The sequence below is a fragment of the Rathayibacter sp. PhB186 genome, from assembly GCF_003751825.1.
Taxonomy (GTDB): Bacteria; Actinomycetota; Actinomycetes; order Actinomycetales; family Microbacteriaceae; genus Rathayibacter; species Rathayibacter festucae.
The window spans coordinates 260,401-284,759 of sequence record NZ_RJKO01000004.1 but is presented as its reverse complement, the minus strand read 5'-3'; the positions used below and the strand labels follow the sequence as shown (position 1 = coordinate 284,759).

Below are 24,359 nucleotides of genomic sequence, written 5' to 3'. Positions count from 1 at the left end.
GATCACACGCTCGCGAAGGTGTCTCGCCACACGTGCACGCCGCGCCGCAGGAACTCCTCGGGCACCTCCGACTCGGGCGGCGCCGGATCCGCGGGGTCGATCTCGAGGACGACGGCGACAGGGAGGTAGCGCATGGGCCGGGTCACCCAGGCCGGGAGAGGCAGCCCCTCCTCGCCCAGACGCCAGGCGACGAGCGCGGCGATCGCCGCGTCCCACGCGCGGTTCCGCGTCGGCTCGGGCTCCGCCAGCCCCAGCACACCTCGGAGGAGCCCGTGCTCAGCGACGAGGTTGTCGTTGAGCTGCAGGAGTGCCCGCAGGGCGCGATCCCGATCCCCCACTCGCAGCCGTCCGCGGATCTCGACAGCGGCGTCCGCGGCATCGTCCCGCTGGAGGGGCAGCGCGTAGAGCCGGTGCCCCGCGCCCGCCAGGACGCGCTGCACCGTGCTGAAGTCCGCGTCTCGGCCGTTCTCGATGCGCGAGATCCGGGCCTGATCGACATCGGTCAGGTCCGCCAGCTGCTGCTGCGTGAAGCCGCGGCTGGAGCGAGCGGAGCGCACGGCGGTCGAGCTCTCCGTCATCAGCACACCTCCACGATCATGTCTCCAGAGACATAATCTACTCGCCTCGACCGCGGTGCGGGGAACGGCGCGGTCGACTGCTCAGAGGAGCAGTACGCAGCCCACCCGGCGGACCGCCCTCAGCGCGGACGCGCCACCGACGCGCGCTCGATCAGGCGCGTCTCGAGCTCCAGCCGTGTCGCGCTCGAGGACAGCGGCCGGGCCGCGCGGTGCGCCTGGTGCAGCATCCGGAAGGCGGCGGCCCCCATCTGGGCGATCGGCTGCTGGATCGTGGTCAGTGGCGGCGTCGCCCACGCCGACTCCTGCACGTCGTCGAAGCCGATCACGCTGAGGTCGTCCGGGATCCGCAGGCCGGCCAGATCGGCCGCGTCGTAGACGCCGAGCGCCATGGTGTCCGAGAGCGCGAAGAGCGCCGTGGGCCGGATCAGCGCGTCCGCCAGCATCGCGGAGGCGACGACCCGGGAGCGGTCGCGGTTCCAGCCGCCGTAGACCACGCGCTCCCGCGGCAGCGGCACCCCCGCGTCGCGCAGCGCCGTGCTGAAGCCGTCGAGCCGGGCGCTGCTGTAGAGCTGCCCGCGAGCGCCCGCGATCACGCCGATGCGGGTGTGGCCCTGAGCGAGCAGGTGCTCCGCCGCCATCCGGCCGCCGTCCCAGTTGGTCGCGCCGACGCTCGCCACGTCGGCGGGCGGGCGGGTGATCGGGTCCACGATCACCACGGGCAGCTCCGCCGTGGTGAGCAGGTGCAGCTGCGCCGCCGTGACGTCCACGAGGACGACGATCGCACCGAGGGACGAGCGGCGCAGGAGCCGGTTGACCCACTCCCCGTCGGGCCGCGCGCGGGTGAGCACCAGGTCGACGCCGGCCGCCGCGGCCTCCTCCTCGATCCCGCCGAGCACGGGCCCGATCCAGGTGCCGTCGAGGTGGCCGACCACGACGTCGACGATGTGCGCGACGTGCGGGTCCTCCGCCGGCGGGCGCAGCCGCGGCCGGCGCCGGTAGCCGAGCTCGTGCGCGGCCTCCATCACCCGCAGCCGGGTCGCCTCGGAGACGTCGGTGCCGCCGCTCAGCACCTTGGAGACCGTCGGCACGCTCGTCCCCGCGCGCTCGGCGATGCGCGCCATCGTCGGCCGGGGAGCGGCACCGCTGTCGTCCATGCCCCCACTGTAGAGCAGAACGAGTTGCGAAACCCAGCGGGGAGACGACCATTGCAGACACCCGGATACCGCCTTGCTCACGACTCTCCTCGGGTGCAGACTGGACGCACACGGGCGGCAACGGCAACAGAGTTGCGCAACTACCGTTCGATGACGAACCGCGGAGCGATCCGCCGAGCACCCCGAGGACACCGATGACCGACCTCCCCCCGTCCACTCCCGCCAAGAGGGCGCTCGTCGTCCGCGGCGGCTGGGACGGCCACCAGCCCGTCGAGGCGACCGAGCTGTTCCTCCCCTTCCTCGCCGAGAACGGCTTCGAGGTGCGCGTCGAGGAGTCGACCGCCGTCTACGCCGACGAGGACTACCTGCGCACCGTCGACCTGATCGTGCAGTCCAACACCATGACCTCGATCGAGTGGCCCGAGTTCCTCGGCCTGCGCGCGGCCGTCGAGCGCGGCACCGGCCTGGCCGGCTGGCACGGCGGCATCGCCGACTCGTACCGCAACAACTCCGACTACCTGCAGCTGATCGGCGGCCAGTTCGTCTCGCACCCGGGCAAGCACCCGGACGAGCGCACCGGCGAGCAGTCGGACAACTACGTCCCGCACACGATCGAGATGACGGCCCTCGCGGCCGACCACCCGATCACCCAGGGCATCGGCGACTTCGAGCTCACCACCGAGCAGTACTGGGTGCTGCACGACGACTACAACGACGTGCTCGCGACCACCACGCAGGCCGTCCGCGAGTGGGACCCGTGGCACCGCCCGATCACCTCCCCCGCCGTCTGGACCCGCCAGTGGGGCGAGGGCCGCATCTTCGTCTCGACCCCGGGCCACCGCGTCGAGATCCTCCAGGACGCCAACGTCCGCACCATCATCGAGAGGGGACTGCTGTGGGCCTCCCGCTGAGAGTCGGCATCATCGGAGTCGGGAAGATCAGCGAGCAGTACCTCGCCAACCTCCCGACCTTCCCCGGCCTCCGCCTCGTCGCGGTCGCCGACCTGAACACCGCGCGTGCGCAGGAGGTCGCCGACGAGCAGGGCGTCCGCGCCCTCTCGGTCGACGAGCTGATCGCCGACCCCGAGGTCGACGCGGTGCTCAACCTGACCATCCCCGCCGCGCACGTCGAGATCGGCACCCGCGCGCTGAAGGCCGGCAAGCACGTCTTCGCGGAGAAGCCGCTCGGCCTGAACCCCGCCGAGGCCGCGCCGATGCTCGACCTCGCCGAGGAGCTGGGGCTGCGCTTCGGCAGCGCCCCCGACACCGTGCTCGGCACCGGCGTGCAGACCGCGCGGCAGACGCTCGACTCCGGAGTGATCGGCACGCCGATCGCCGCGCAGGTGCACTGGGCCGCTCCCGGCCACGAGCGCTGGCACCCGGCGCCGGAGTTCTACTACCAGCCCGGCGGCGGCCCGCTGCTGGACATGGGCCCGTACTACCTGACCGCGCTGGTGCACTTCTTCGGCCCCGTCGTCCGGGTCACCGGTCTCGCGACCCGCTCGGACCGGCCGCGCACCATCGAGTCCGGCCCGCGCGCCGGCACGCCGATCCCCGTCTCGATCGACACGCACATCAGCGCGCTGCTCGAGCACGAGAACGGCGTCACCTCGACGGTGATGGTCAGCTTCGAGGTCTGGCGCACCCGCGCACCGAAGTTCGAGATCTTCGGGACGGAGGGCACCATCGCCGTCCCCGACCCGAACATGTTCTCCGACCCGGTCGAGGTCGCGGTGCGCGACGAGGACTGGCGGGTCGTCCCCGACTCCGCCGGCGTCGTCGACACCGGGCGCGGCGTCGGTCTCGCCGACATCGCCGAGGCGATCGAGGAGGACCGGCCGCACCGCGCCTCCGGCCGTCTCGGGCTGCACGTCCTCGAGATCATGGACGCGATCCTCCGCTCGAGCGCCGAGAAGGCGGTCGTCGAGATCGAGTCCAGGGTGGAGCGGCCCGAGCTGCTCCCGCTGCGGACGGCCGCCGGCGAGCCGGTCGGCGACCCCGTCCGCGCCTGACACCGCCCGCGCCCGCAGGCACCACCCGACCCCTCCCGCGCCGGCCGCGACCTCTTCCTGGTCGCGGCCGGCGCGCCCCTTCCGAGGAGACCCCCGATGACAGCACCCCTCCGCGTCGCCATGATCGGCCACGCCTTCATGGGCCGCGCCCACGCCCAGGCCTGGCGGACCGCCCCGCGCTTCTTCGACCTGCCGCTGCAGCCCGAGCTCGCCGTCGTCGTCGGCCGCGACGAGGGCCGCGCGCGGGCCGCCGCCGAGAACTTCGGCGCGGCCGAGTCCTCGATCGACTGGCGCGCGGTGATCGCCCGCGACGACATCGACCTGATCGACATCTGCACCCCGGGCGACCAGCACGCCGAGATCGCGATCGCCGCCCTCGAGGCCGGCAAGCACGTGCTCTGCGAGAAGCCGCTCGCGCGCTCCGTCCCCGAGGCGCGGACGATGACCGAGGCGGCCGCCGCCGCGACCGGCTTCGCGATGTGCGGCTTCAGCTACCGCCGCACCCCGGCGCTCGCGCTGGCCAAGCGCTTCCTCGAGGAGGGTCGGCTCGGCGAGATCCGGCACGTCCGCGCGCAGTACCTGCAGGACTGGCTGAGCGACTCCGAGGGCCCGCTGACCTGGCGCCTCGACAAGGAGAGGGCCGGCTCCGGCGCCCTCGGCGACATCGGCGCGCACAGCATCGACACCGCGCAGTGGCTCACTGGGCAGACGATCGACGGCGTCTCGGCGATGCTGCGCACCTTCGTCACCGAGCGCCCGGTCCTCTCCGCGCAGGCCGGCCTCGGCGGTCGTGCCGAGGAGGGCGCCGAGCGCGGCCCGGTCACCGTGGACGACGCCGCGCTGTTCACCGCGACGCTCAGCGGAGGCGCCGTCGGCGTCTTCGAGTCGACCCGCGTCGCCACCGGCCGCAAGAACGCCAACCGCATCGAGATCAACGGCGAGACGGGCTCGATCGCCTTCGACTTCGAGCGGCTGAACGAGCTCGAGTACTACGACGCCCGCGACCCCGAGGACGCCCAGGGCTTCCGCACCATCCAGGTGACGGAGCCGGTGCACCCCTACGCCGCCGCCTGGTGGCCGACCGGGCACGGGCTCGGCTACGAGCACGTCTTCAGCCATCAGGTCGTCGACCTCGTCACGGCGATTTCCGAGGGCGTCCAGCCCACGCCGTCGTTCGCCGACGCCCTGCAGGTGCAGCAGGTGCTCGACGCCGTCGAGCGCAGCGCCGCGGACGGCTCCCGCCTCACGGCCGTCGCCTGACCGGGGCGCCCTGACCGGGGCATCCTGACCGGGGCGTCCTGACGGGGGCGTCCCGACGGGGGCGTCTCCGCGGGCGATGGCCGAAGGGTCACCGCCCGGGGAGACGCCGCCCGATCGCACCCTCCGTCGAGACCGCTCGCGGCCGTCCGCCCTGCCGCGTCGGCCCTCCTCCGATTCCCGACACGGCCGCGGACCCCTTTCGGGGGGAGGGAGGCCGGGGGACCCCGTAAACTGGGGACCTGGGGGGTCGAGTGGGTCCCCCGAGTGGGGGAGTGCTGTAGTGGGGATCGGTTTCCGGACCGCAGGAGAGCTGCGCGTCCTCGCGGGTGCTCGCCTGCACCCCGTCGTGGGCCCGGCCCTCAGCCGCTCCCTCAGCCGCTCCCGGCTCTCGGCCGGGCTGTCGATGCCCAGCGGCCCCGGTCTCGTCCGGCCCTCGCCGCTGGCGCAGCCGTGGGAGGCGCCGCTCATCCGCCTGATCCGCGCGGGCGCCCCCGCCGCCGAGCTGCACGAGGCGACCGCCGCCTCCCCCGAGGGCTCGAAGCTCGCCGCCGTGATCGAGCTGGTCCGCGACGCGCTCTCGCGCCGGGAGGACGACCGCGCCCTCCGCCTCGCCGGCTGGCTGGTGCGGATGCGCTACGACCCGGCCGCCGATCCGTTCCTTCGCCGCTACGGGATCGTCCTCACGGCCCATCTACCGCTCAGCGCCGGACTCGACATCGACGTCCCACTCGACGCGACCGCGCTGCGCCTGCTCTTCGCCGAGCTCGCCGCCGTCGACGACCCGGCCGGCGCCACGGCCGCCGTCGAGACCCTGCCGCCGTCGACGCTGGCCGCCTCGACGCTCGCCTCGCTCTACTCCGCCCGGCGGCGCTGGGGCGACATGGCGCAGTTCTCGGCGCCGGTGGTCAACGTCGACGCCCCGTCCGCCGCGGTCCTCATCCGCCGCGGCGTCGCCCTGCGCGAGCTCGGCCTGATCGAGAGCGCCCTCGAGGCCTTCGACCGCGTGGTGCGGCCCAACGTCACGACCGCCCGACCCGTCGAGCTCCGGATCGAGGCCCTCTACGAGCGGGCCAGCACCCACCTCGCCGACGGCCGGCGCGCCCCGGCCCGCCGCGACCTCGAGCGCGTCCTCGCCCAGTACCCCGAGAGCGCCGAGGCCCACGAGCTGATGGCCGCCGTCGGCCGCTGACCCACCCGCCGTCGCCCCCCCCCCTCCTCAAAAGTTGCGGTAGTCGCCAGCGAGTACCGCAACTTCTGCTGAATGGACTGCCGTCGCCGGATCATGCGGGCGAGAAGCCCGCGCAGCGGGCACCCCCTGCTGATCGAGAAGCCAGCGCAGCAGGCACCCCATGCTGATCGAGTAGCCCGCGCAGCGGGCGTATCGAGATCCCCCCACCGCAGGCAACGGAAAGGGGCGCCCCCCACCGGGAACGCCCCTCCACCTCCGAGCCTTCGGCTCAGCCCTCGGCCTTCGAGGGCTTGCCCTCGGCGGGCAGCACCTCGACCGGGGTGTCGCGCGGATCCTCGCCCTCGGCCTGCGAGGGCTTGTCGGCCTGGTCGTCCGGGTCCTCGACGGGGCTCGGGGTCTGGTCGCTCATCGCAGTCCCTCCGGCTCGTCCGAGGTGGCGGACGGCTCGGGGTGCGCCTCGAACTCCATCCAGGCCCGGTCGAGCGAGGCCTGCGCCGAGGCGGGCTCGCTCGCGAAGTAGCCGTCGTAGATGGCGCGTCCGCCGTGCTCCGGCAGGTCGCCGCGGCCGGCGTAGGTCTGGGCGAGCTCGCCGACCTCGTCGTCCCTCTTCTCCTGGTCCCGCAACCACGCGGGGAAGGTCTGCGTCATGGTGACACCTCTCTCTCCTCCCTCCAGACAATCCCTCCGATCGGCGGGCTGCAAGCCCTTGCCCCGGACGTTCGCCCGCCGCGATCAGGGGCCGCGAGCACTGCGAGGATTCCGGTATGGACAGCAGCGAGCACCCCCGGCCGGACGTCACGACCGTCGACATCGTCGGCGGCGCCGAGCCGCTCGCGGTCGGACTGCACGCGTACGACGAGGGCTGGCCGGAGGCGTTCCGCGAGCACCAGCGGCGGATCGCGCAGGCCCTCGCCGCGCTGGACGTCGCGATCGAGCACATCGGCTCCACCGCGGTGCCCGGCCTCGCGGCGAAGCCGATCATCGACATCGCCGTCGCCGTCCCCGACATCACCGCGGAGGAGGACTACCTCGACCCGCTGCTCGCAGCCGGCTACGCGCTCCGGGTCCGCGAGCCCGGCCACCGCCTCGTCCGCACCCCGGAGCGGGACGTGCACGTGCACCTCTACGCCCGGGGCGACGCCGCGATCGAGGAGTACCTCCTGCTCCGCGACCACCTCCGGCGCGACGCGGCCGACCGCTCCCTCTACGAGGCGACCAAGCGCTCGCTGATGGAGCGGAGCTGGGCCGACATGAACGCCTACTCGGACGCCAAGACCGAGGTGATCGAGGCGATCAAGGCGCGGGCGCGAGCTGCACGCGGTGACACGGCGACGTCGGTCTCGACGCCGACCTGAGCCCCGGTGCGTCGCCTCGCGCCGGTTCGCCGAACGGCGTCGCCCACCGCGCCGCCGTCGCGTGAGGCTGGACGGATGCATGCCGACGAGTACGTGTCCCCCGAGGAGCTTCCCGAGCCGCCGACGCTGGACGTCGTGACGCGGTTCTTCCGAGGTCCGCTCTTCACCCTCACGCCGCAGCCGTCCCTGGAGGAGTGGGTGTCCTCGGCCTCGGCGCGCGATGCGGGCGGGGTGATCCTCTTCGACGAGGCCTCGATCGGCTACACCTTCTGGCGCAACCCGGACGACCACGACGACCCCGCGAATCTCGAGGAGCTCGGCGGCGAGCCGAGGCCCTCGCTCGACGTCTCGCCGACGCGCCCCGTGCCCGAGTGGATGGCGGAGATCGCCGCCCGGATGCCGTACCCCCAGCTCTGGGACGCGGTGCGGACGAGCGTGGCGGAGGAGCACTCGCCGTGGCAGAGCATCGAGTTCGCGCTCCTCGAGCACGTGAACCGCGTCCTGAGGAGCCGCCTCCGCAGCGAGCGCGCCGGTGGGAGCGACCCCGGCGAGCTCCTCGGCCCCGCGATGGACCTCGGCGTCGAGCACGGCGTCCCGCTCCTCCTCGACGGGCGGTGGGTCCCCGGCATCCGGATCGACACCGATCCGCACGTCCTCGGCGTCGGCGCCCACCTCGGCGACCGCTTCCTGACGGCCGTCGTCGAGCGCGACCGCCTCCCCTTCCTCGACTTCACCTTCGTCACCCGCCACGCCCCCGCCTGACCACCGTTGCTGGTCGAGCAGCCCGCGCAGCGGGCCCCCCTCATGCTGGTCGAGTAGCCCGCTCCGCGGGCGTATCGAGACCCACCATCACCGAGAGCCGAGTCTGCAGAACACACGTGCTGATGGCGTCGGGTCTCGATACGCCCCTGGCGGGGCTACTCGACCAGCATGCTTCCGCCGAGCACCGCGGAGCGACCCGCCCCCCTCCGCCCTTCGAGGAGCCCGCGCAGCGGTCCTCCTCGCTGGTTGATCGGCCCGCGCAACGGAAGTCCTTGCTGGTCGAGTAGCCCGCGCGGCGGGCGTATCGAGACCCGCCATCGCCGGACCGCCGCTCGCCTCCCCCGCTTCGCGCCGGCTCACCGCCCGCCATTGCGCCCGCCGCGCCGCCGCGGCACCCTCGGAGGATGTTCTACGACGAGAGCGCCCGCCTCGAGGACGTCCCGGTCCCGCCGACCCTCGACGAGGTGGCGCGAGCCTTCCCGGGCCCGCTGTACGGCTTCGTTCCTCAGCCGTCGCTCGAGCCGTGGACGTCCGGCACGTCGTCGAGCTCCTCCGGCGGACGCGTCGAGATCGAGTCCGTGGCGATCGGCTACACGCTCTGGCTCAACCCGGACGACCACGACGACCCCGCCAACCTCGCGGAGCTCGACGACGAGCAGCGCGCCTCGCTCGACGCCCCGCCGGTACGCCCGCTGCCCGACTGGATGACCGCGATCAAGGCCCGGATGCGCTACCCGTGGCTGTGGGAGGCGGTGCGGACGACCGTCGCGCACGAGCCCGCCCCGCCGTGGCACTCGGCCGAGAGCGTGCTCGTCGAGCACGTGAACCACATCCTGAGGAACCGGTTCCACGCCGAGCGCGTCCGCGGCCGGCTCCCCGGCGAGCTGCTCGGCCCCGCGACCGAGAAGTGCGTCGAGCACGACGTCCCGCTCCTCCTCGACGGCCGCCCGGTCCCCGGACTCCGGATCGACACCGACGCGCACGTCCTCGGCGTCGGCGCCGACCTCGGCGACCGCGTCCTGACGGCCGTCGTCGAGCGCGACCGCCTCCCCCTCCTCGACCTCGCCTTCGCCACCCACCGCGCCCCCGCCTGATCTCCCCTGCTGGTCGAGCGGCGCGCGCAGCGCGCGTATCGAGACCCACCCTCGTCAGGAGCCAAGTCTGCAGAACGCACGTGCTGACGGGGCCGGGTCTCGATACGCCCCCGCGGGGCTACTCGACCAGCATGATCGGGCTGAGCACTCCCGCTGGAGACCTCCCCTGCTGGCGAGCCGCCCGCACAGCGGGTTCTTCTGCCGGTCGAGCAGCCCGCGCAGCGGGCGTATCGAGACCCCCGACCCGCAACGTTCGGCCGGGGCTCTTCGACTCAGGGCGCAGCGAGGTGGAGCCGGTCGTCGCACCAGCTCGCGATCGCGGGGTCGTGGGTCGCTACGACCACGCTCGCGCCGTGACCGGCCAGCTCGGTCAGCACGTCGAGCACGGTCTCGCTGTTCTCGGCGTCGAGGGCGCCGGTCGGCTCGTCGGCGAGGACCAGGGTCGGGCCCTTCACCAGCAGCCGGGCGAGCGCGACCCGCTGCTGCTCGCCGCCGCTCAGCCTGGCGACGCGCTCGCGGCCCCGCCCCGCCAGGCCGACGCGCTCGAGCGCGCGCTCGAACCGGTCGCTGCGGCCGCGCCGCTCGCCGAGCGCGATCGCGAGGTTCTGCTCGACGGTCGCGGTGTCGACGAGGGCGTAGCTCTGGAAGAGGTAGCCGAGCCGGTCCCGCCGGAAGCGGCGTCGGCCGTGCGCCCGCAGGCGGGTCAGCTCCTCCCCGTCGACCTCGATCGAGCCCGAGTCGGGGGCGTCGAGGAGCCCGAGGCAGTTGAGGAGCGTCGACTTGCCGCTGCCGCTCGCGCCGGTGAGGGCGAGGGTGCTGCCCGAGGCGACGGTCACATCGAGTCCGCTCCACAGCGTGCGTCGGCCGTAGCCCTTGGCGAGGTGGGTGGCGAGGATCACGGGAGGCCTTTCCGTTCGGTCGGGAGGGAGGAGTGGAGCGGCGAGCGCATCAGGTGTCGACGACGGGCGAGCGGCTCGCCCTCCGGTGCGCGAGGGCCAGGCACGCGACGAGGAGCGCAGCGCTGGCCGCGACCACGCCGATGTCCAGCGCCGTCTGCTCGAGCAGGAAGTTCTCGGTGTCGACCGTGCCGAGGTCGATCACCGTGCGGACGTCCTTCGGATCGCGGAACCACTGCGGGACGACGGCGAGCGCCAGCGTCGCGGTCAGCAGCACACCCTCCAGCAGGAGCCCGCTGCGGTGCGCCGTGAGCGGTCCGAGCCCGGACAGCCGGTGCACGAACGCCCGCTTGCGGTCCTTCTCCACCAGCACCACCGCCGCGACCAGTCCGGTGAGCAGCACGACGATCCCGCCGCTCACGAACCCGATCACGTTGATCACGTGGGCACCGAGCGCCCGCCGGTACTGCTCGTTCGCCTGGTACGCCACTGGAGTGATGGAGGCCACGAAGGGGGAGAGACCGCCCACCTCGATGGCGGCCGGGAGCGCCGCGGGTTCGGTGAAGATCACTCCTCCCTGGGTGATCACCGCGACCAGCTCGGAGGCGGCGAGCACCCCGACCGATGGCAGAACGACGACGACCGGATCGACGAGCTCGGGCTCCGGGCGGAAGCTGTGCTCACCGGAGCCCAGGGTGACGAGGACCTGCCCCGACGGCACGACGTGCTCCGCGACGGGAAGACCGACGGTCGCGGGTGCCGGATCCAAGACGCTCGACTGCGTGTCCTGCCAGGAGTGCAAGTCGGCCAGCACGGACAGCCGGTACTCAGCAGACGTGTCCTCCGGCTCGAGGACAGTGAGGACGCCGTCGGGGACCTCAGTCATCCGGCGCCCGTCGTCGCCGAGCACCTCGACCCTCCGGAGGTATCCCTCATTGGCGAGCAGCACGTTTCCCTGGTCGCTGAGTCCCGGCGTGACGAAGATCACCCCGCCGGAGGCTTCCTGCGAGACGGCCAGATCGGCCAGTCGCCGATCAGCGGCGTGGTACTCGGACGGGCTCAAGTAACCGCCGATGCCGATCGTGACCGCGTCTTGCGCGACACTCCGGAGCTCGCGGCTGCGCCCCTCGACCTCGGCGACCCGGGCGCTCTGCCCGAGCGCGGCGACGATCGCGAGGAGCACCAGCACCGCCGGGACCCGGACCGCGTAGACGCCGAGCAGCACCCACCAGCCGTCGATCTCACCCTTCACCTGGTCGACGAGCCGGCGGCCGTCGGTGAGGGCGATCGCGAGGATCTGCGCGACGACCGCGGCGAGCAGGAGGAGCGCGAGCAGCCGGCCGGAGAGCGCGAGGACCGTCGGCAGCTGCGCGAGGCCGTTCAGAGCGGCCGTCGCGAGAGCGACCGCCGCCACTCCGCCGACGGAGAAGGCGACCACCGGGAGCGCGAGGAAGCGCCACTCCGCGAGCAGGATCTTGAGAAGCCCCGCGCCATGCAGCCGCTGCACCCCGTGCGCCCGGCTCCGCAGCAGCGTTCCCGCTCCGACCAGGACGATGACGGCGAGCAGCGCGACGGCGAACGAGCGCATCAGATCGCCGTATTCGCGGTACGTGTCGACGTCGATGCCCGAGGCGTAGGGCGCGACCCGGCCCGACCAGCCGCCGTTCTCGATGACAGCGAGCACCGCCTCCGCATCCGCTCGATCACCCCCGACCAGCCAGGCCCCGCGAGGATCGAGCAGGCCGAGGTCCTGCAGCGGCGCGACCGTCGTCGTGATCGCGGTGTCGACAGCGCCGTAGCCGTCGCGGAGCAGCTCCGCCGCGGTCCCCTCGCCTGCGACGTAGAGGTGGCGCACGGTCGCCGGATCCACCGAATCCTCGGCGTAGCGGACGATGTCGACACCACGATCGTCCGCCAGCGCCGTGAGGTCACGGTAGACCTCGCTCGCGGAGACCCGGGGTGTCGCGTCCTGCGACACGACGAGCTGCCAGCCCCCGTTCCACACCGGGCCACGCGCATCGAAGGCGCGAATGAACAGGACGGCGAGCACCGCCGCCAGGACGACGGCCAGCACATAGCCGAGGACCACACTCTTGCTTCTCACAGCTCTCCCGCTGTCAGGGCGGGCGAGGCCGAAGCCCCGCCCGCCTATCGATCAGGACTCAGCAGACGTCGTAGTACGCGGAGTCGACCTCGAACGTGCGAGCGGGTGCACTCACAGAAGCGTCTTTCCCGGGGTCCTTGCACTTCGTGCGGTGGTAATCGCCGTTGAACACTGTCGCCCGGTGCGACCGCGAGTCGTGCTGATACGACGACAGCACGGTCCCGCCGGTCGTCCCGTGGATCCACGTCCCTCCCTCCTCGGGGTGGGACACGGTGTACGCCGCCGCCACGGGCGCGATCAGCATCGCTCCCGTCAGGGCGAGTCCGGTGATGAAGGACCGGCGGGAGCCGGGTGCTCGGAAGGACATGGTGGGACCTCTCTGTATTTCGGACAGCCGTCGCCGAGGCCGGCGAGGCAGGCTGCGCTGCGGCAGCGAGGGAACCGTATGCCTGAAACCATACTGATCTGACCATCTGGGCGAGGTATCACGACAGCTCGTCGCGTTTCAGTGCCCGTGGAGGAGCCTCAACGCCTCCGTGCACCTCTCCGCACCCCTCCGACCGGCCGGGCAAGCGCATACCCGCCCCCACCCCGCGCTCGGCGGCCGGAACCGCCCCCGCACGGGAGTACCGTGACGCCATGACAGCGCAGGACGACATCGGTGCGGAGCAGGCGCCCGCGAAGGACTTCTCGCACGAGCAGGAGGGCTATCAGCACGGTCTGAAGCCCCGCCAGCTCCAGATGATCGCGATCGGCGGTGCGATCGGAACCGGGCTCTTCCTCGGCGCCGGCGGCCGCCTCAACTCCGCCGGCCCGGCCCTCGCGATCGCCTACCTGGTCGCCGGCGTCTTCGCGTTCTTCATCCTCCGCGCCCTCGGCGAGCTGGTCCTGCACCGCCCGTCGTCGGGGTCGTTCATCTCCTACGCCCGCGAGTTCTACGGCGAGAAGTTCGCCTACGCGGCCGGCTGGATGTACTTCCTCAACTGGGCGATGACCTCGATCGTCGACACCACCGCCGTCGCCGTCTACCTCAAGTACTGGTCGGCCTTCACCGCGGCGCCGCAGTGGCTCCTCGCCCTCATCGCGCTGCTCGTCGTCCTCGCCGCGAACATGGTCGCGGTCAAGGTCTTCGGCGAGCTCGAGTTCTGGTTCGCGCTGATCAAGGTGACGGCGCTGGTCGCCTTCCTCGTCGTCGCACTGATCTGGCTCGTCTTCGCCTTCCCGGTGCAGGCGGGCGGCGAGACCGTGCAGACCGGCGTCTCGATCCTCGGCGACAACGGCGGCATCCTCCCCAACGGCCTGCTCCCCGCGGTCCTGGTGATGCAGGGCGTCGTCTTCGCCTACGCCGCGATCGAGCTGGTCGGCACCGCCTCCGGAGAGACGCAGGACACCGAGAAGGTCATCCCGCGCGCGATCAACTCGGTGATCTTCCGGATCGCGATCTTCTACGTCGGCTCGATCGTCCTGCTCTCACTGCTGCTGCCGTACACCGCCTACAAGGAGGGCGAGAGCCCCTTCGTCACCTTCTTCTCCTCGATCGGCGGGCCCGAGGTCGGCACGATCGCCGGCTCGATCATGAACTTCGTGGTCCTCACCGCGGCCCTCTCCTCCCTCAACGCCGGCCTCTACTCCACCGGTCGCGCGCTGCACTCGATGGGCATGAACGGCTCCGCCCCGAAGTGGACGACGCGGATGTCGAAGGGCGGCGTCCCCTACGCGGGCATCCTGCTCACCGCGACCTTCACGGTGGCGGGCGTCGTGCTCAACTACTTCGTGCCGAGCCAGGCCTTCGAGATCGCGCTGAACATCGCGAGCCTGGGCATCATCACGGCGTGGGGCACGATCATCCTCTGCCAGATGCGGCTGCGGCAGTGGGCGAAGAAGGGTCTCGCGAAGGAGCCGTCCTTCAAGCTCCCCGGCGCTCCGGTCACCTCCTGGCTGACGCTCGTCTTCCTGGCCGTGGTGCTGGTGCTGATGGCGATCGACTTCCCGGTCGGCACGCTGACCATCGCCTCGCTGGTGATCATCGTCCCGCTGCTGGTGGCGGGCTGGTTCCTGCAGCGCGGCCGCATCCTGCGGATCGCGGAGCTGCGCGACGGAGTGACGGGGCCGTTCCCGGTGACCGGTCGCGACCCGTCCGCCCAGGTGCGGCGCGACCGCGACGACAAGGGCTGACGCCGGCCCGCACCGGCCCCGCCCGCGCCCACCGTTACTCTCGATCGCGCGGGCGCCCACGCGCCGGCGGAACGGGAGCGGCATGGCCACGGTGGACTCCGCGGAGCGGCGCGCGCGCCTGATCGAGCTGCTCGAGCGCGACGGCGCGATCCGCCTCGACGACGCGGCGACCGAGCTGGACGTCTCGACGATGACCGTCCGTCGCGACTTGGCCGACCTCGAAGCGGAGGGACGACTCAGCCGGGTCCGCGGCGGCGCGGTCGCCGCGCTCCGCCCCCGCCCCTTCGCCGAGCGCCTGGCCGCGGGCGCCGCCGCCAAGCGCGAGATCGCCCGCAAGGCCGTCGCCCTGCTGCCGGACTCGGGTGCGATCGCGGTCGACGCCTCCTCGACCGCCGGCACCCTGCTCGCCGCCGCCCCGGAGTCGCCGCGGCTGCTGATCGCCACCAACTCGCTGGAGAACCACGCCTCGGCCCGCGCCACCCGCGCCCGGGTCGTGCTGATCGGCGGCGAGCTCCAGGCCGAGACCGACAGCTTCGTCGGCCCGCTCGCCTGCGCCGGCGCGGCCGAGCTGCACTACGACCGCTTCTTCACCTCCGCCTCGGCCGTGACCCGCTCGGGCACCAGCGAGGTGACGCTCGAGGAGGCGCAGGTGAAGCGCGTGCTGGTCGCCGCCTCCGCCGAGACGGTGCTGCTGGTCGACTCCTCCAAGCTCGAGCGCACGGCCCTCGCCCGCGCGCTCGACTGGGACGCGATCGCGGTGCTCGTGACCGAGCTCGACCCCGCGGACGAGCGACTCGATCCGTTCCGCGGCCTCGCCGACGTGCGCTGACGAGCATTGACCGGAACGAGTCGGCCTGTTAGCTTCTGTGATAGTTAACACACTCGTTCAATCAGACGGAGAAGTCATGGCAGCCTCGACCGCCGCAGAGCTCATCGCCCGCTCGAACCGCCTCGGGGCCGACCCGCGCAACACGAACTACGCGGGCGGCAACACCTCCGCGAAGGGCGTCGAGACCGATCCGGTCACCGGCGAGCCCGTCGAGCTGCTCTGGGTCAAGGGCTCCGGCGGCGACCTCGGCACCCTGAGGGAGTCGGGCCTCGCGGTCCTCCGCATGGACCGCCTCCGCGCGCTGGTGAACGTCTACCCCGGCGTCGACCGCGAGGACGAGATGGTCGCCGCGTTCGACTACACGCTGCACGGCAAGGGCGGCGCCGCCCCCTCGATCGACACCGCGATGCACGGCCTCGTCGACGCCGCGCACGTCGACCACCTGCACCCCGACTCCGGCATCGCCTTCGCGACCGCCGCCGACGGCGAGCGCCTCACCGCGGAGGCCTTCGGCGGCACCGTCGCCTGGGTCCCGTGGCGCCGCCCGGGCTTCCAGCTCGGCCTCGACATCGCCGCGATCAAGGAGGCGAACCCCGAGATCATCGGCGCGATCCTCGGCGGCCACGGCATCACCGCCTGGGGCGACACCAGCGAGGAGGCGGAGGCGAACTCGCTCCGCATCATCGAGACGGCCAGCGCGTACATCGCCGAGCACGGCCGCCCCGAGCCCTTCGGCCCCGCCCTCGACGGCTACGCCGCCCTCCCGGAGGAGGAGCGCCGCGCCAAGGCCGCCGCCCTCGCCGCGCACCTGCGCTCGATCGCCTCGCACGACCGCCCCCAGGTCGGCCACTTCACCGACTCCGCCGAGGTCCTCGACTTCCTCGCGAGCACCGAGCACCCCCGCCTGGCCGCGCTCGGCACCTCCTGCCCCGACCACTTCCTCCGCACGAAGGTGAAGCCGCTGCTCGTCGACCTGCCGGCCACGGCCACGATCGAGGAGATCGTCGAGCGCCTCCCCGCGCTGCACGAGGCCTACCGCGCCGACTACCAGGCCTACTACGACGCGCACGCGACGCCCGAGAGCCCCGCGATCCGCGGCGCCGACCCGCTGATCGTGCTCGTGCCCGGCGTGGGCATGTTCTCCTACGGCGCCAACAAGCAGACCGCCCGCGTGGCCGGCGAGTTCTACGTCAACGCGATCAACGTGATGCGCGGCGCCGAGGCCATCTCGACCTACGCGCCGATCGACGAGGCCGAGAAGTTCCGCATCGAGTACTGGGCGCTCGAGGAGGCGAAGCTGCAGCGGATGCCGAAGCCCAAGCCCCTCGCCTCCCGCATCGCGCTGGTGACCGGCGCCGCCTCCGGCATCGGCAAGGCCATCGCCACCCGCCTCGCCGCCGAGGGCGCCTGCGTCGTCGTCGCCGACCTCGATCTCGCCAAGGCGCAGGCCGCGGCCGCCGAGCTCGGCTCGACCGACGTCGCGGTGGGAGTGGCGGCGAACGTCTCCGACGCCGCCGCCGTGAAGGCCGCGATCGACGCCACCGTGCTCGCCTTCGGCGGTCTGGACCTGGTGGTCAACAACGCCGGCCTCTCGCTCTCGAAGTCGCTCTTCGACACCACCGAGGCCGACTGGGACCTCCAGCACGACGTGATGGCGAAGGGCTCCTTCCTCGTCTCGCAGGCCGCGGCCCGCGTGCTCGTCGACCAGAAGCTCGGCGGCGACATCGTCTACATCTCCTCGAAGAACTCGGTCTTCGCCGGCCCGAACAACATCGCCTACTCCGCGACCAAGGCCGACCAGGCCCACCAGGTGCGCCTGCTGGCCGCCGAGCTCGGCGAGCACGGCATCAAGGTCAACGGCATCAACCCCGACGGCGTCGTCCGCGGCTCCGGCATCTTCGCCTCCGGCTGGGGCGCGAACCGCGCCAAGACCTACGGCATCGACGAGGAGGACCTGGGCGCGTTCTACGCCAAGCGCACCATCCTCAAGCGCGAGGTCGTCCCGGAGAACGTCGCCAACGCGGTGTTCGCGCTCTGCACTTCCGACTTCTCGCACACGACGGGGCTTCATGTCCCTGTCGACGCGGGAGTCGCGGCGGCGTTCCTCCGATGACCGCGACCGAAGGGATCCTCCGATGAAGGCCGTCGCTGCGGTCGACCTCGGCGCCACCAGCGGGCGCGTCATCCTCGGCTACGTCGGCCACGACGAGCTGCGGATGCGGCACGTCGCGCGCTTCCCGAACCAGCCGGTGCGCGTCCAGGAGGGCGGCGAGTCCGCGCTGCACTGGAACATCCTCGAGCTGCACCGCTCGCTGACGACCGGACTGACCAACGCGCTCCGCGACGAGCCCGAGGTCGTCTCGATCGGCGTCGACTCCTGGGCCGTCGACTACGCCCTGCTGCGCCGGGGCCGGATGCTCGGCGCGCCGTACCACTACCGCGACGAGCGGACCGCGCGCGGCGTCGCCGACGTGCACGCACGGATCGGCGCCGAGGAGCTCTACGCGCGCAACGGACTGCAGCACCTGCCCTTCAACACGCTGTTCCAGCTCGCCGCCGAGCGCGACGTGCTCGCCCTCGCCGACCAGGCGCTGCTCGTGCCGGACCTGATCGGCTACTGGCTGACCGGCGTCGCCGCGACCGAGATCACCAACGCCTCCACCACGGGTCTGCTCGACCCGCACACCCGCGCGTGGGACCACGAGCTCCTCACGCGCCTCGATCTGCCGCTCGGGATCCTCGCGCCCCTGATCGAGCCGGGCTCCCGGCTCGGCTCGCTCATGCCCGCCGTCGCCGCCGATCTCGGCGCCCCGGCCGGGCTCGGCGTCGTCGCCGTCGGCTCGCACGACACGGCCTCGGCCGTCGTCGCCGTGCCGGCCGCTGGCGAGGACTTCGCGTACATCTCCAGTGGCACCTGGTCGCTCGTCGGCGTCGAACTCGAGGAGCCGGTGGTCTCGCTGGAGGGTCGGGCCGCCAACTTCACCAACGAGGGCGGCGTCGACGGGCGAGTCCGATTCCTGAAGAACGTCTCCGGGCTGTGGCTGCTCTCGGAGTCGATCCGCACCTGGGAGCGCAGCACCGGCGAGCAGATCGACCTCGCCGAGCTGCTGCGCCAGGCCGCGGCGATCCGCGGACCGATCACGACCTTCGACCCCGCCGACGAGCGCTTCCTCGCGCCCGGCAACATGCCCGGCCGGATCGTCGAGTGGTGCGTCGAGCGCGGTCTCGCGCAGCCGCGCACCCGCCCCGAGTTCGTCCGCTCGATCCTGGAGTCGCTGGCCGAGGCCTACGCGAGCACCCTCGCCGACGCCGTCCGGCTGAGCGGCAAGCGGGTCCGCACGATCCACGTCGTCGGCGGCGGCTCGCAGAACGAGCTGCTCTGCCAGCTGACCGCCGACCGCACCGGGCTCCCGGTCGAGGCCGGCCCCAGCGAGGCCACGGCGATCGGGAACATCATCGTCCAGGCCCGCGCGCAGGGCCTCGTCTCCGGCTCGCTCGAGTCGCTGCGCGCGCTCGTCCGCCGGGCGTTCCCGCCGACGCGCTACGAACCCCGTCCCTCCTCCCCCGAGAAAGGCTGACCAGCATGGTCCAGCGCCAGTTCCCGAAGCCCGTCGAGCTGCTCGAGTACCTCAGCTTCAAGAAGCCCGAGCTCGACGGCCGCAAGCGCCGCCTCGACGCCGCCCTCACCATCGAGGACCTCCGCTCGATCGCGAAGCGCCGCACCCCGAAGGCCGCGTTCGACTACACCGACGGCTCCGCCGAGGGCGAGATCTCGATCGCCCGCGCCCGCCAGGCCTTCGAGGACGTCGAGTTCCACCCCCAGGTGCTCCGCGACGTCGCCGCCGTCGACACCACCGCGACCGTCCTCGGCGCACCCTCCGCCATGCCGTTCGGCATCGCACCCACCGGCTTCACCCGCCTGATGCAGACCGAGGGCGAGACCGCCGGAGCCGGAGCGGCCGCCGCCGCGGGCATCCCCTTCACCCTCTCCACGCTCGGCACCACCTCGATCGAGAACGTGAAGAAGGCGAACCCCCACGGCCGCAACTGGTTCCAGCTCTACGTCATGCGCGACCGCGAGATCTCCTACGGCCTCGTCGAGCGCGCCGCCGCCGCCGGCTACGAGACCCTCTTCTTCACCGTCGACACCCCCGTCGCCGGCGCCCGGCTGCGCGACAAGCGCAACGGCTTCTCCATCCCGCCCCAGCTCACCGTCGGCACCGTCCTCGACGCGCTGCCCCGCCCGTGGTGGTGGTTCGACTTCCTCACCACCCAGAAGCTCGAGTTCGCCTCCCTCAGCGCGACCGGCGGCACCGTCGGCGACCTCCTCGACCTCGCCATGGACCCCACCATCAGCTTCGAGGACCTCAAGGTCATCCGCGAGATGTGGCCCGGCAAGCTCGTCATCAAGGGCGTTCAGAGCGTGGAGGACGCCCACAAGTTCGCCGACTTCGGCGTCGACGGCATCGTCCTCTCCAACCACGGCGGACGCCAGCTCGACCGCGCCCCCATCCCCTTCCACCTCCTCCCCGAGGTCGTCCGCGAGGTCGGCACCGACACCGAGGTGATGGTCGACACCGGCATCATGAACGGCGCCGACATCGTCTCCTCCATCGCCCTGGGAGCGAAGTTCACCCTCATCGGCCGCGCCTACCTCTACGGCCTCATGGCCGGCGGCCGCCAGGGCGTCGACCGCACCATCGCGATCCTCTCCGACCAGATCGTCCGCACCATGAAGCTCCTCGGCGCCCACTCCCTCGAAGAGCTCACCCCGGCCCACGTCACCCAGCTCGAGCGCCTCCAGCCCCGCCCCCGCGCCTGACCCGGCACCTCCGGCACGCAGAACCGGCTCCGGCTCGCCAGGATCCCCCGATCCAGCGAGCCGGAGCCGTTTCCACGTGCCGAGCCGCCCGCGCCGGTCGAGTGGCCGGTACATGCTGATTGGGAGGCCGCCGCAGGCCTTCCATGCTGGTCGAGTAGCCGCGGAACGCGGCGTATCGAGACCCGCCGTCGCCAGCAGGGCGGGTCTGCAGACCTGTCTTCTGACGGTGGTGGATCTCGATACGGCCGCACTGCGGCCTACTCGATCAGCATGCAAGGGGCAGCCGCTCCACCGTCCTCCCGTCCGCGTAGGCGCCTCATGCTGGTCGAGCAGCCGCCGCAGGCGCCCTCATGCTGGTCGAGTAGCCGTCGCAGGCGCCCTCTTGCTGGTCGAGTAGCCGCCACAGGCGGCGTATCGAGACCCGCCGCACCCAGCCTCTTGCCAGGAACACCCGCAGCCCGCTACGGTCGACGAACGCCACCACGAAAGGAGCCGACCATGACGAACGCACCGCACTTCACCACCGCCGGCTTCTTCGGCGCCCTCTCCGACTGACCGGTCGAGCCTCCCGCTCGTCATCGCTCAGACGGTGACGGCGCAGAAGAAGCTCCCGGTCCGCGGCACCGCCGCACGGACCGTCGTCCCGTTCCCGACCCGATCCCCGGGTCCCGCGCGCCGCCCCTCCGGCGGCCGCTCCGCGCGCTCCGAGCGCGCTCCTCGCCGCGCCCACTTGGCGCTCTCCGGCGCGCCCGCGCGCCAGCCGCCCGGCATCGACCGGGCCCCGCACGAAGGACACCATCGTGAACACCGCAGCGACACTCGTCGCCCGCCTCCCCCGACCCCGCACCGCCCGCCTGCTCGACCGCCTCGCGCTCCGCGCGGGCATCGCCCTCGTCGCGTGGAGCACCCGGGAGCGCCGCCTCCCGCCGACCCACGCGGAGGTCGCCGCCCTCCGCCACGAGCGCGCCGCCCTCCAGGACCGCGAGCGCCGCACCGCACTCCAGCGCCTCCCGCGCTGACCCGCGGCCACAACGCAGAAGTTGCGGTAGTCGCACTCGACTACCGCAACTTCTGCGTCATGAGCCGAGCGGCCTAGAGCTGCTGGTCGAACACCTCGGCCTTTCGGAGTGCGTCCTGGAACCCGAAGCCCAGGACGCCCTCGTACTCCCAGACCTCCAGTCGATCGCCGGGGTTCACCCCGTCGATGAGGAAGGTCGTCTCCGCGTCCTCGGTCGACTTCGAGACACCGGCCACCCCGCGGGCATCGTTCTGCCGCATCTCGGCGACGGGCTTCCCGCCGACCACGACCACGAAGCGCCGATCCGACTCGACGATCGCGTCCGGCAGGGTCACCAGGGCACGACCGTCCGAGATCGACGCCTTCACGAACGTCGGCTCCGCCGGGGCGGGCGAGGCAGGCGCAGCCGGAGCGGCCGTCAGAACCTGGTCGAGCAGCTTCTCCTTGCGGTGGGCCGGATCGCGCGAGTCGTACCACGTGCCCTCGTACTCCCAGACCTCCAGGTGCTGACCCGGCGTCACCGTGCTGAACTCGAACAGCTCGGCGTCGCCCTCGCGCCACACCTTCACGGCCCCGTACGCCGCGTCGCCCTGGATCTCACCGAGGTCTCTCCCTCCGGCGGAGACCACCAACCGCTTGTTCGTCCGGAGGACCTCATCGGGCACGGACAGCACGGCGTTCCCGTTCACCAACGACACCACCACTCCGGGCTTCTCGCCCACCTGCTGATCGAACAGCTTCGCGATCCGCTTGACGCCCTCCACCCCGAAGTCGAACCCTGCTCCCTCGTACTCCGAGACCTCCACCCGGCTGCCGGGCTTCACACCGAGGAGCTGCACCCGCGTCAGGTCGCCGTCGGTCCGCTTGCTGCCGAGGAACATGGTTCTCCCGTCCTGGCCGCCGCCGATGAAGGTCTCCCCGCCGTAGCTCTGACCGACCTCCACCCCGTCGGCCCGGAACACGAGCCTCCTCTCCGCCGCGAAGACGGCGGTGGGCACGCTCACCACCGCGAAGCCGTCCTCGAACGTCGCCGTCAGTCCCGACTCGAGCGGAGCGTCCGACGCCCGGAAGTCGGCGAGCTTCTTGATCCAGTGGGCGTCGTCGACGTCGTCGCCCAGAGATCCCTCGAGCTGGAAGACCTCCAGCCGCTCACCCGCCTGCGCGGCACCGAACTCGACCTTCATCCGGCCGTCCAGCGCGTAATACGACGTCCCGCCGAGGACGACACCGTTCTGGATCTGACCGAGGACCCTCTCCCCGGCGCGGACCATGAGCCAGGTGTTCGACGAGGAGATGTCACCGGGGAGACTCACGATCACGTGGCCGTTCACGAGGGATGCCGTCACAGACGAACTCGGCGCAGGAGCGGACGTGACAGGCGCAGCCGCGGACCGTGAGGCCCCGATCTCGGCTCGATCGGCTGGTGCGGCCATCGCCGGCGTCGCCGACAGCAGCCCGACCAGGGCGGTGGCGGCAGCGCAGGCCGCCAGAGTGCGCGTGCTTCTCATGGAATTCCCTTCCCTCAGTGCGACCGGCGACGACGAAGCGGCATCTCCTGGAGCAGCCCCGGCCGGTCACGAGGAGCCATTGTGTTCGGAGCGCACCGCACCCCTTCTCCCGCTGTCGCGCAGTGCGGCATGCCCGTCCCGCCCCGCTCGAGACCCCGGACGTCGCGGTGGCTGCTCGCGAGTCCCGCTCGCACCGCCGCCGCCTCGACCGCCTCGCGCTCCGCGCGAGCATCGCGCTGAGCCGCCCCCGCAACGCAGAAGTCGCGGTAGTCGCACTCGACTACCGCGACTTCTGCGTTGTCAGCCGGAGCCCGGTGTCGGGCGAGACTGCGGGCGGTGCGGGCTACGCCGCGGGAGCGGTCGGCGTGGTCGCCGGGAAGGCATCGCCGAGCTGCGCCGCGTAGACCCTCGTCCGGCGGAGGGTGTCATCGAACCCGTCGTCCAACGATCCCGCGTACTCCGTGACCGCCATGCGATCGCCGGGCTTCACCCCGGGGATGTAGAGGACCGTCCGCCCATCGACGACATCGGGGACCACCCTCACCACCCCACGAGTCCGCTTGTTCTGGATCTGAGCGACGGGCTTCCCCTCGACGATCACCACGAACCGCTTGTCCGTGCGGTAGAGGTCATCGGACACCGACACCAGCACCCCCTCGTCCGAGAGCGTCGCGATCACGAACGGCTGCTCCGCGATCGGCGCCACTCCGGGAGCGGTCGGCGTGGTCGCCGGGAAGGCATCGCCGAGCTGCGCCGCGTAGACCCTCGTCCGGCGGAGGGTGTCATCGAACCCGTCGTCCAACGATCCCGCGTACTCCGTGACCGCCATGCGATCGCCGGGCTTCACCCCGGGGATGTAGAGGACCGTCCGCCCATCGACGACATCGGGGACCACCCTCACCACCCCACGAGTCCGCTTGTTCTGGATCTGAGCGACGGGCTTCCCCTCGACGATCACCACGAACCGCTTGTCCGTGCGGTAGAGGTCATCGGACACCGACACCAGCACCCCCTCGTCCGAGAGCGTCGCGATCACGAACGGCTGCTCCGCGATCGGCGCCACTCCGGGAGCAGTGTCGGTCGACTCCGTCGCAGCGGCGGGCTCGGCCGAGGTGTCGGCGAGCGCGGGCTCGATCGGCGTCGGAGCCGGGGCCGGCACGGTCGGCACCTCCCGGGAGGGGAGACCGAGCTCGCGGACGTCCGGTCCGCCCGGCTGCCGGCTCGCGGACAGGGCGGCCTCGCCGCGATCCGGCTGCCCGGCCGGCACGTCCGTCACGGAGTGGCCGAGGAGTCCGAGATCGGCGCCGGGCGACTCCTCCCGCTGGACGATTCCTCCAGCACCGCCGTCGAGCGGGCCGGCCACCGCCGGAGTCGCGGACAGCAGCCCGAGCAGAGTGGTCGCAGCGACGCAGGCCGCTGCAGTGCGCGTGTTCCTCATGGAGATTCCCTTCGATGAAGGCGACCAGCATCGGAGAGGCAGCACGTCTCTGTCGGCTGCGGCCGGTCGCGACGAGACATTCTCACCTCGACGCACCTCCGGCCGCTCCCCTGTGACGCGGTACGCACGCGAGCTCACGGAGCCCTGCTCGCGAGCCCCCGGATCA

Annotated in this window: 22 protein-coding genes; 13 read left to right on the top strand and 9 right to left on the bottom strand. The window is 72.2% G+C overall.

The window, feature by feature from the left end; translation table 11 throughout:
* Positions 1 to 2: 2 nt before the first annotated feature.
* On the bottom strand, positions 3 to 578 hold the full coding sequence (locus EDF45_RS13070; protein ID WP_123741029.1) for a helix-turn-helix domain-containing protein: 576 nt from the start codon (positions 576 to 578) through the stop codon (positions 3 to 5).
* Between the two features lie 119 nt (positions 579 to 697).
* On the bottom strand, positions 698 to 1,732 hold the full coding sequence (locus tag EDF45_RS13065; protein ID WP_207901695.1) for a LacI family DNA-binding transcriptional regulator: 1,035 nt from the start codon (positions 1,730 to 1,732) through the stop codon (positions 698 to 700).
* 194 nt (positions 1,733 to 1,926) lie between these two features.
* Between EDF45_RS13065 and EDF45_RS13060 the strand changes: the two genes are divergently transcribed.
* The 4 genes from EDF45_RS13060 (at position 1,927) to EDF45_RS13045 (ending at position 6,192) form a co-directional block, all read left to right on the top strand.
* Positions 1,927 to 2,643 carry a ThuA domain-containing protein gene (locus tag EDF45_RS13060; RefSeq protein ID WP_123706473.1) on the top strand — a complete coding sequence of 239 codons (717 nt, stop codon included), beginning with the start codon at positions 1,927 to 1,929 and terminating at the stop codon, positions 2,641 to 2,643.
* Positions 2,628 to 3,743 carry a Gfo/Idh/MocA family protein gene (locus EDF45_RS13055; RefSeq protein ID WP_123736351.1) on the top strand — a complete coding sequence of 372 codons (1,116 nt, stop codon included), beginning with the start codon at positions 2,628 to 2,630 and terminating at the stop codon, positions 3,741 to 3,743. The genes EDF45_RS13060 and EDF45_RS13055 overlap by 16 nt, the downstream gene beginning before the upstream one ends.
* Positions 3,744 to 3,839: 96 nt before the next feature.
* Positions 3,840 to 5,003: a Gfo/Idh/MocA family protein gene (locus EDF45_RS13050; protein WP_123736352.1), complete on the top strand. Its 1,164-nt coding sequence runs from the start codon at positions 3,840 to 3,842 to the stop codon at positions 5,001 to 5,003.
* Positions 5,004 to 5,283: 280 nt separating this feature from the next.
* Positions 5,284 to 6,192 (top strand): tetratricopeptide repeat protein, encoded by a 909-nt coding sequence (locus EDF45_RS13045; protein WP_123736353.1) that lies wholly within the window; start codon positions 5,284 to 5,286, stop codon positions 6,190 to 6,192.
* Between the two features lie 268 nt (positions 6,193 to 6,460).
* Here the strand turns inward: EDF45_RS13045 and EDF45_RS21285 are convergent, their stop codons facing one another.
* Together EDF45_RS21285 and EDF45_RS13040 are read right to left on the bottom strand one after the other, a co-directional pair.
* Positions 6,461 to 6,601, bottom strand: coding sequence for a hypothetical protein (locus EDF45_RS21285; RefSeq protein ID WP_159421935.1), 141 nt, complete (start codon positions 6,599 to 6,601; stop codon positions 6,461 to 6,463).
* Complete coding sequence (locus EDF45_RS13040; RefSeq protein ID WP_123706469.1) at positions 6,598 to 6,840, bottom strand: hypothetical protein; 243 nt, start codon at positions 6,838 to 6,840, stop codon at positions 6,598 to 6,600. Before EDF45_RS13040 ends, EDF45_RS21285 begins: the two co-directional genes overlap by 4 nt.
* Before the next feature lie 116 nt (positions 6,841 to 6,956).
* On the opposite strand from EDF45_RS13040, the gene EDF45_RS13035 reads away from it, so the two are divergent.
* From EDF45_RS13035 to EDF45_RS13025, 3 genes are all read left to right on the top strand, one after another.
* A complete protein-coding gene (locus EDF45_RS13035) occupies positions 6,957 to 7,547 on the top strand; it encodes a GrpB family protein (RefSeq protein ID WP_123736354.1) in 591 nt (196 codons plus the stop codon).
* Between the two features lie 75 nt (positions 7,548 to 7,622).
* Positions 7,623 to 8,309: a hypothetical protein gene (locus EDF45_RS13030; RefSeq protein ID WP_123736355.1), complete on the top strand. Its 687-nt coding sequence runs from the start codon at positions 7,623 to 7,625 to the stop codon at positions 8,307 to 8,309.
* A gap of 404 nt (positions 8,310 to 8,713) precedes the next feature.
* Positions 8,714 to 9,403, top strand: a complete 690-nt coding sequence (locus tag EDF45_RS13025; RefSeq protein WP_123736356.1) for a hypothetical protein — start codon at positions 8,714 to 8,716, stop codon at positions 9,401 to 9,403.
* 272 nt (positions 9,404 to 9,675) lie between these two features.
* On the opposite strand, the gene EDF45_RS13020 is transcribed toward EDF45_RS13025, so the two are convergent.
* From EDF45_RS13020 to EDF45_RS13010, 3 genes are read right to left on the bottom strand one after another with little or no spacing between them, the layout of a single operon-like run.
* On the bottom strand, positions 9,676 to 10,302 hold the full coding sequence (locus tag EDF45_RS13020; RefSeq protein WP_123736357.1) for an ABC transporter ATP-binding protein: 627 nt from the start codon (positions 10,300 to 10,302) through the stop codon (positions 9,676 to 9,678).
* Positions 10,303 to 10,351: 49 nt separating this feature from the next.
* Positions 10,352 to 12,403, bottom strand: coding sequence for a hypothetical protein (locus EDF45_RS13015; RefSeq protein WP_148060274.1), 2,052 nt, complete (start codon positions 12,401 to 12,403; stop codon positions 10,352 to 10,354).
* Between the two features lie 58 nt (positions 12,404 to 12,461).
* On the bottom strand, positions 12,462 to 12,770 hold the full coding sequence (locus EDF45_RS13010; RefSeq protein ID WP_123736359.1) for a lactococcin 972 family bacteriocin: 309 nt from the start codon (positions 12,768 to 12,770) through the stop codon (positions 12,462 to 12,464).
* Between the two features lie 272 nt (positions 12,771 to 13,042).
* Between EDF45_RS13010 and EDF45_RS13005 the strand changes: the two genes are divergently transcribed.
* From EDF45_RS13005 to EDF45_RS12975, 6 genes are all read left to right on the top strand, one after another.
* A complete protein-coding gene (locus EDF45_RS13005) occupies positions 13,043 to 14,578 on the top strand; it encodes an amino acid permease (RefSeq protein WP_123736360.1) in 1,536 nt (511 codons plus the stop codon).
* Between the two features lie 82 nt (positions 14,579 to 14,660).
* Positions 14,661 to 15,407 (top strand): DeoR/GlpR family DNA-binding transcription regulator, encoded by a 747-nt coding sequence (locus EDF45_RS13000; protein WP_123736361.1) that lies wholly within the window; start codon positions 14,661 to 14,663, stop codon positions 15,405 to 15,407.
* A 76-nt stretch (positions 15,408 to 15,483) separates the two neighbouring features.
* Positions 15,484 to 17,520, top strand: coding sequence for a bifunctional aldolase/short-chain dehydrogenase (locus EDF45_RS12995; protein WP_123736362.1), 2,037 nt, complete (start codon positions 15,484 to 15,486; stop codon positions 17,518 to 17,520).
* A 22-nt stretch (positions 17,521 to 17,542) separates the two neighbouring features.
* Positions 17,543 to 18,985, top strand: a complete 1,443-nt coding sequence (locus EDF45_RS12990; protein WP_123736363.1) for a rhamnulokinase family protein — start codon at positions 17,543 to 17,545, stop codon at positions 18,983 to 18,985.
* A 5-nt stretch (positions 18,986 to 18,990) separates the two neighbouring features.
* Complete coding sequence (locus tag EDF45_RS12985) at positions 18,991 to 20,229, top strand: alpha-hydroxy acid oxidase (RefSeq protein WP_123736364.1); 1,239 nt, start codon at positions 18,991 to 18,993, stop codon at positions 20,227 to 20,229.
* Positions 20,230 to 21,029: 800 nt separating this feature from the next.
* A complete protein-coding gene (locus EDF45_RS12975; RefSeq protein WP_123736366.1) occupies positions 21,030 to 21,248 on the top strand; it encodes a hypothetical protein in 219 nt (72 codons plus the stop codon).
* Between the two features lie 73 nt (positions 21,249 to 21,321).
* Here EDF45_RS12975 and EDF45_RS12970 read toward each other — a convergent pair whose 3' ends face one another.
* Positions 21,322 to 22,593: a hypothetical protein gene (locus tag EDF45_RS12970; RefSeq protein WP_123736367.1), complete on the bottom strand. Its 1,272-nt coding sequence runs from the start codon at positions 22,591 to 22,593 to the stop codon at positions 21,322 to 21,324.
* A 505-nt stretch (positions 22,594 to 23,098) separates the two neighbouring features.
* Positions 23,099 to 24,193: a hypothetical protein gene (locus tag EDF45_RS12965; protein WP_123736368.1), complete on the bottom strand. Its 1,095-nt coding sequence runs from the start codon at positions 24,191 to 24,193 to the stop codon at positions 23,099 to 23,101.
* Between the last annotated feature and the right edge of the window lie 166 nt (positions 24,194 to 24,359).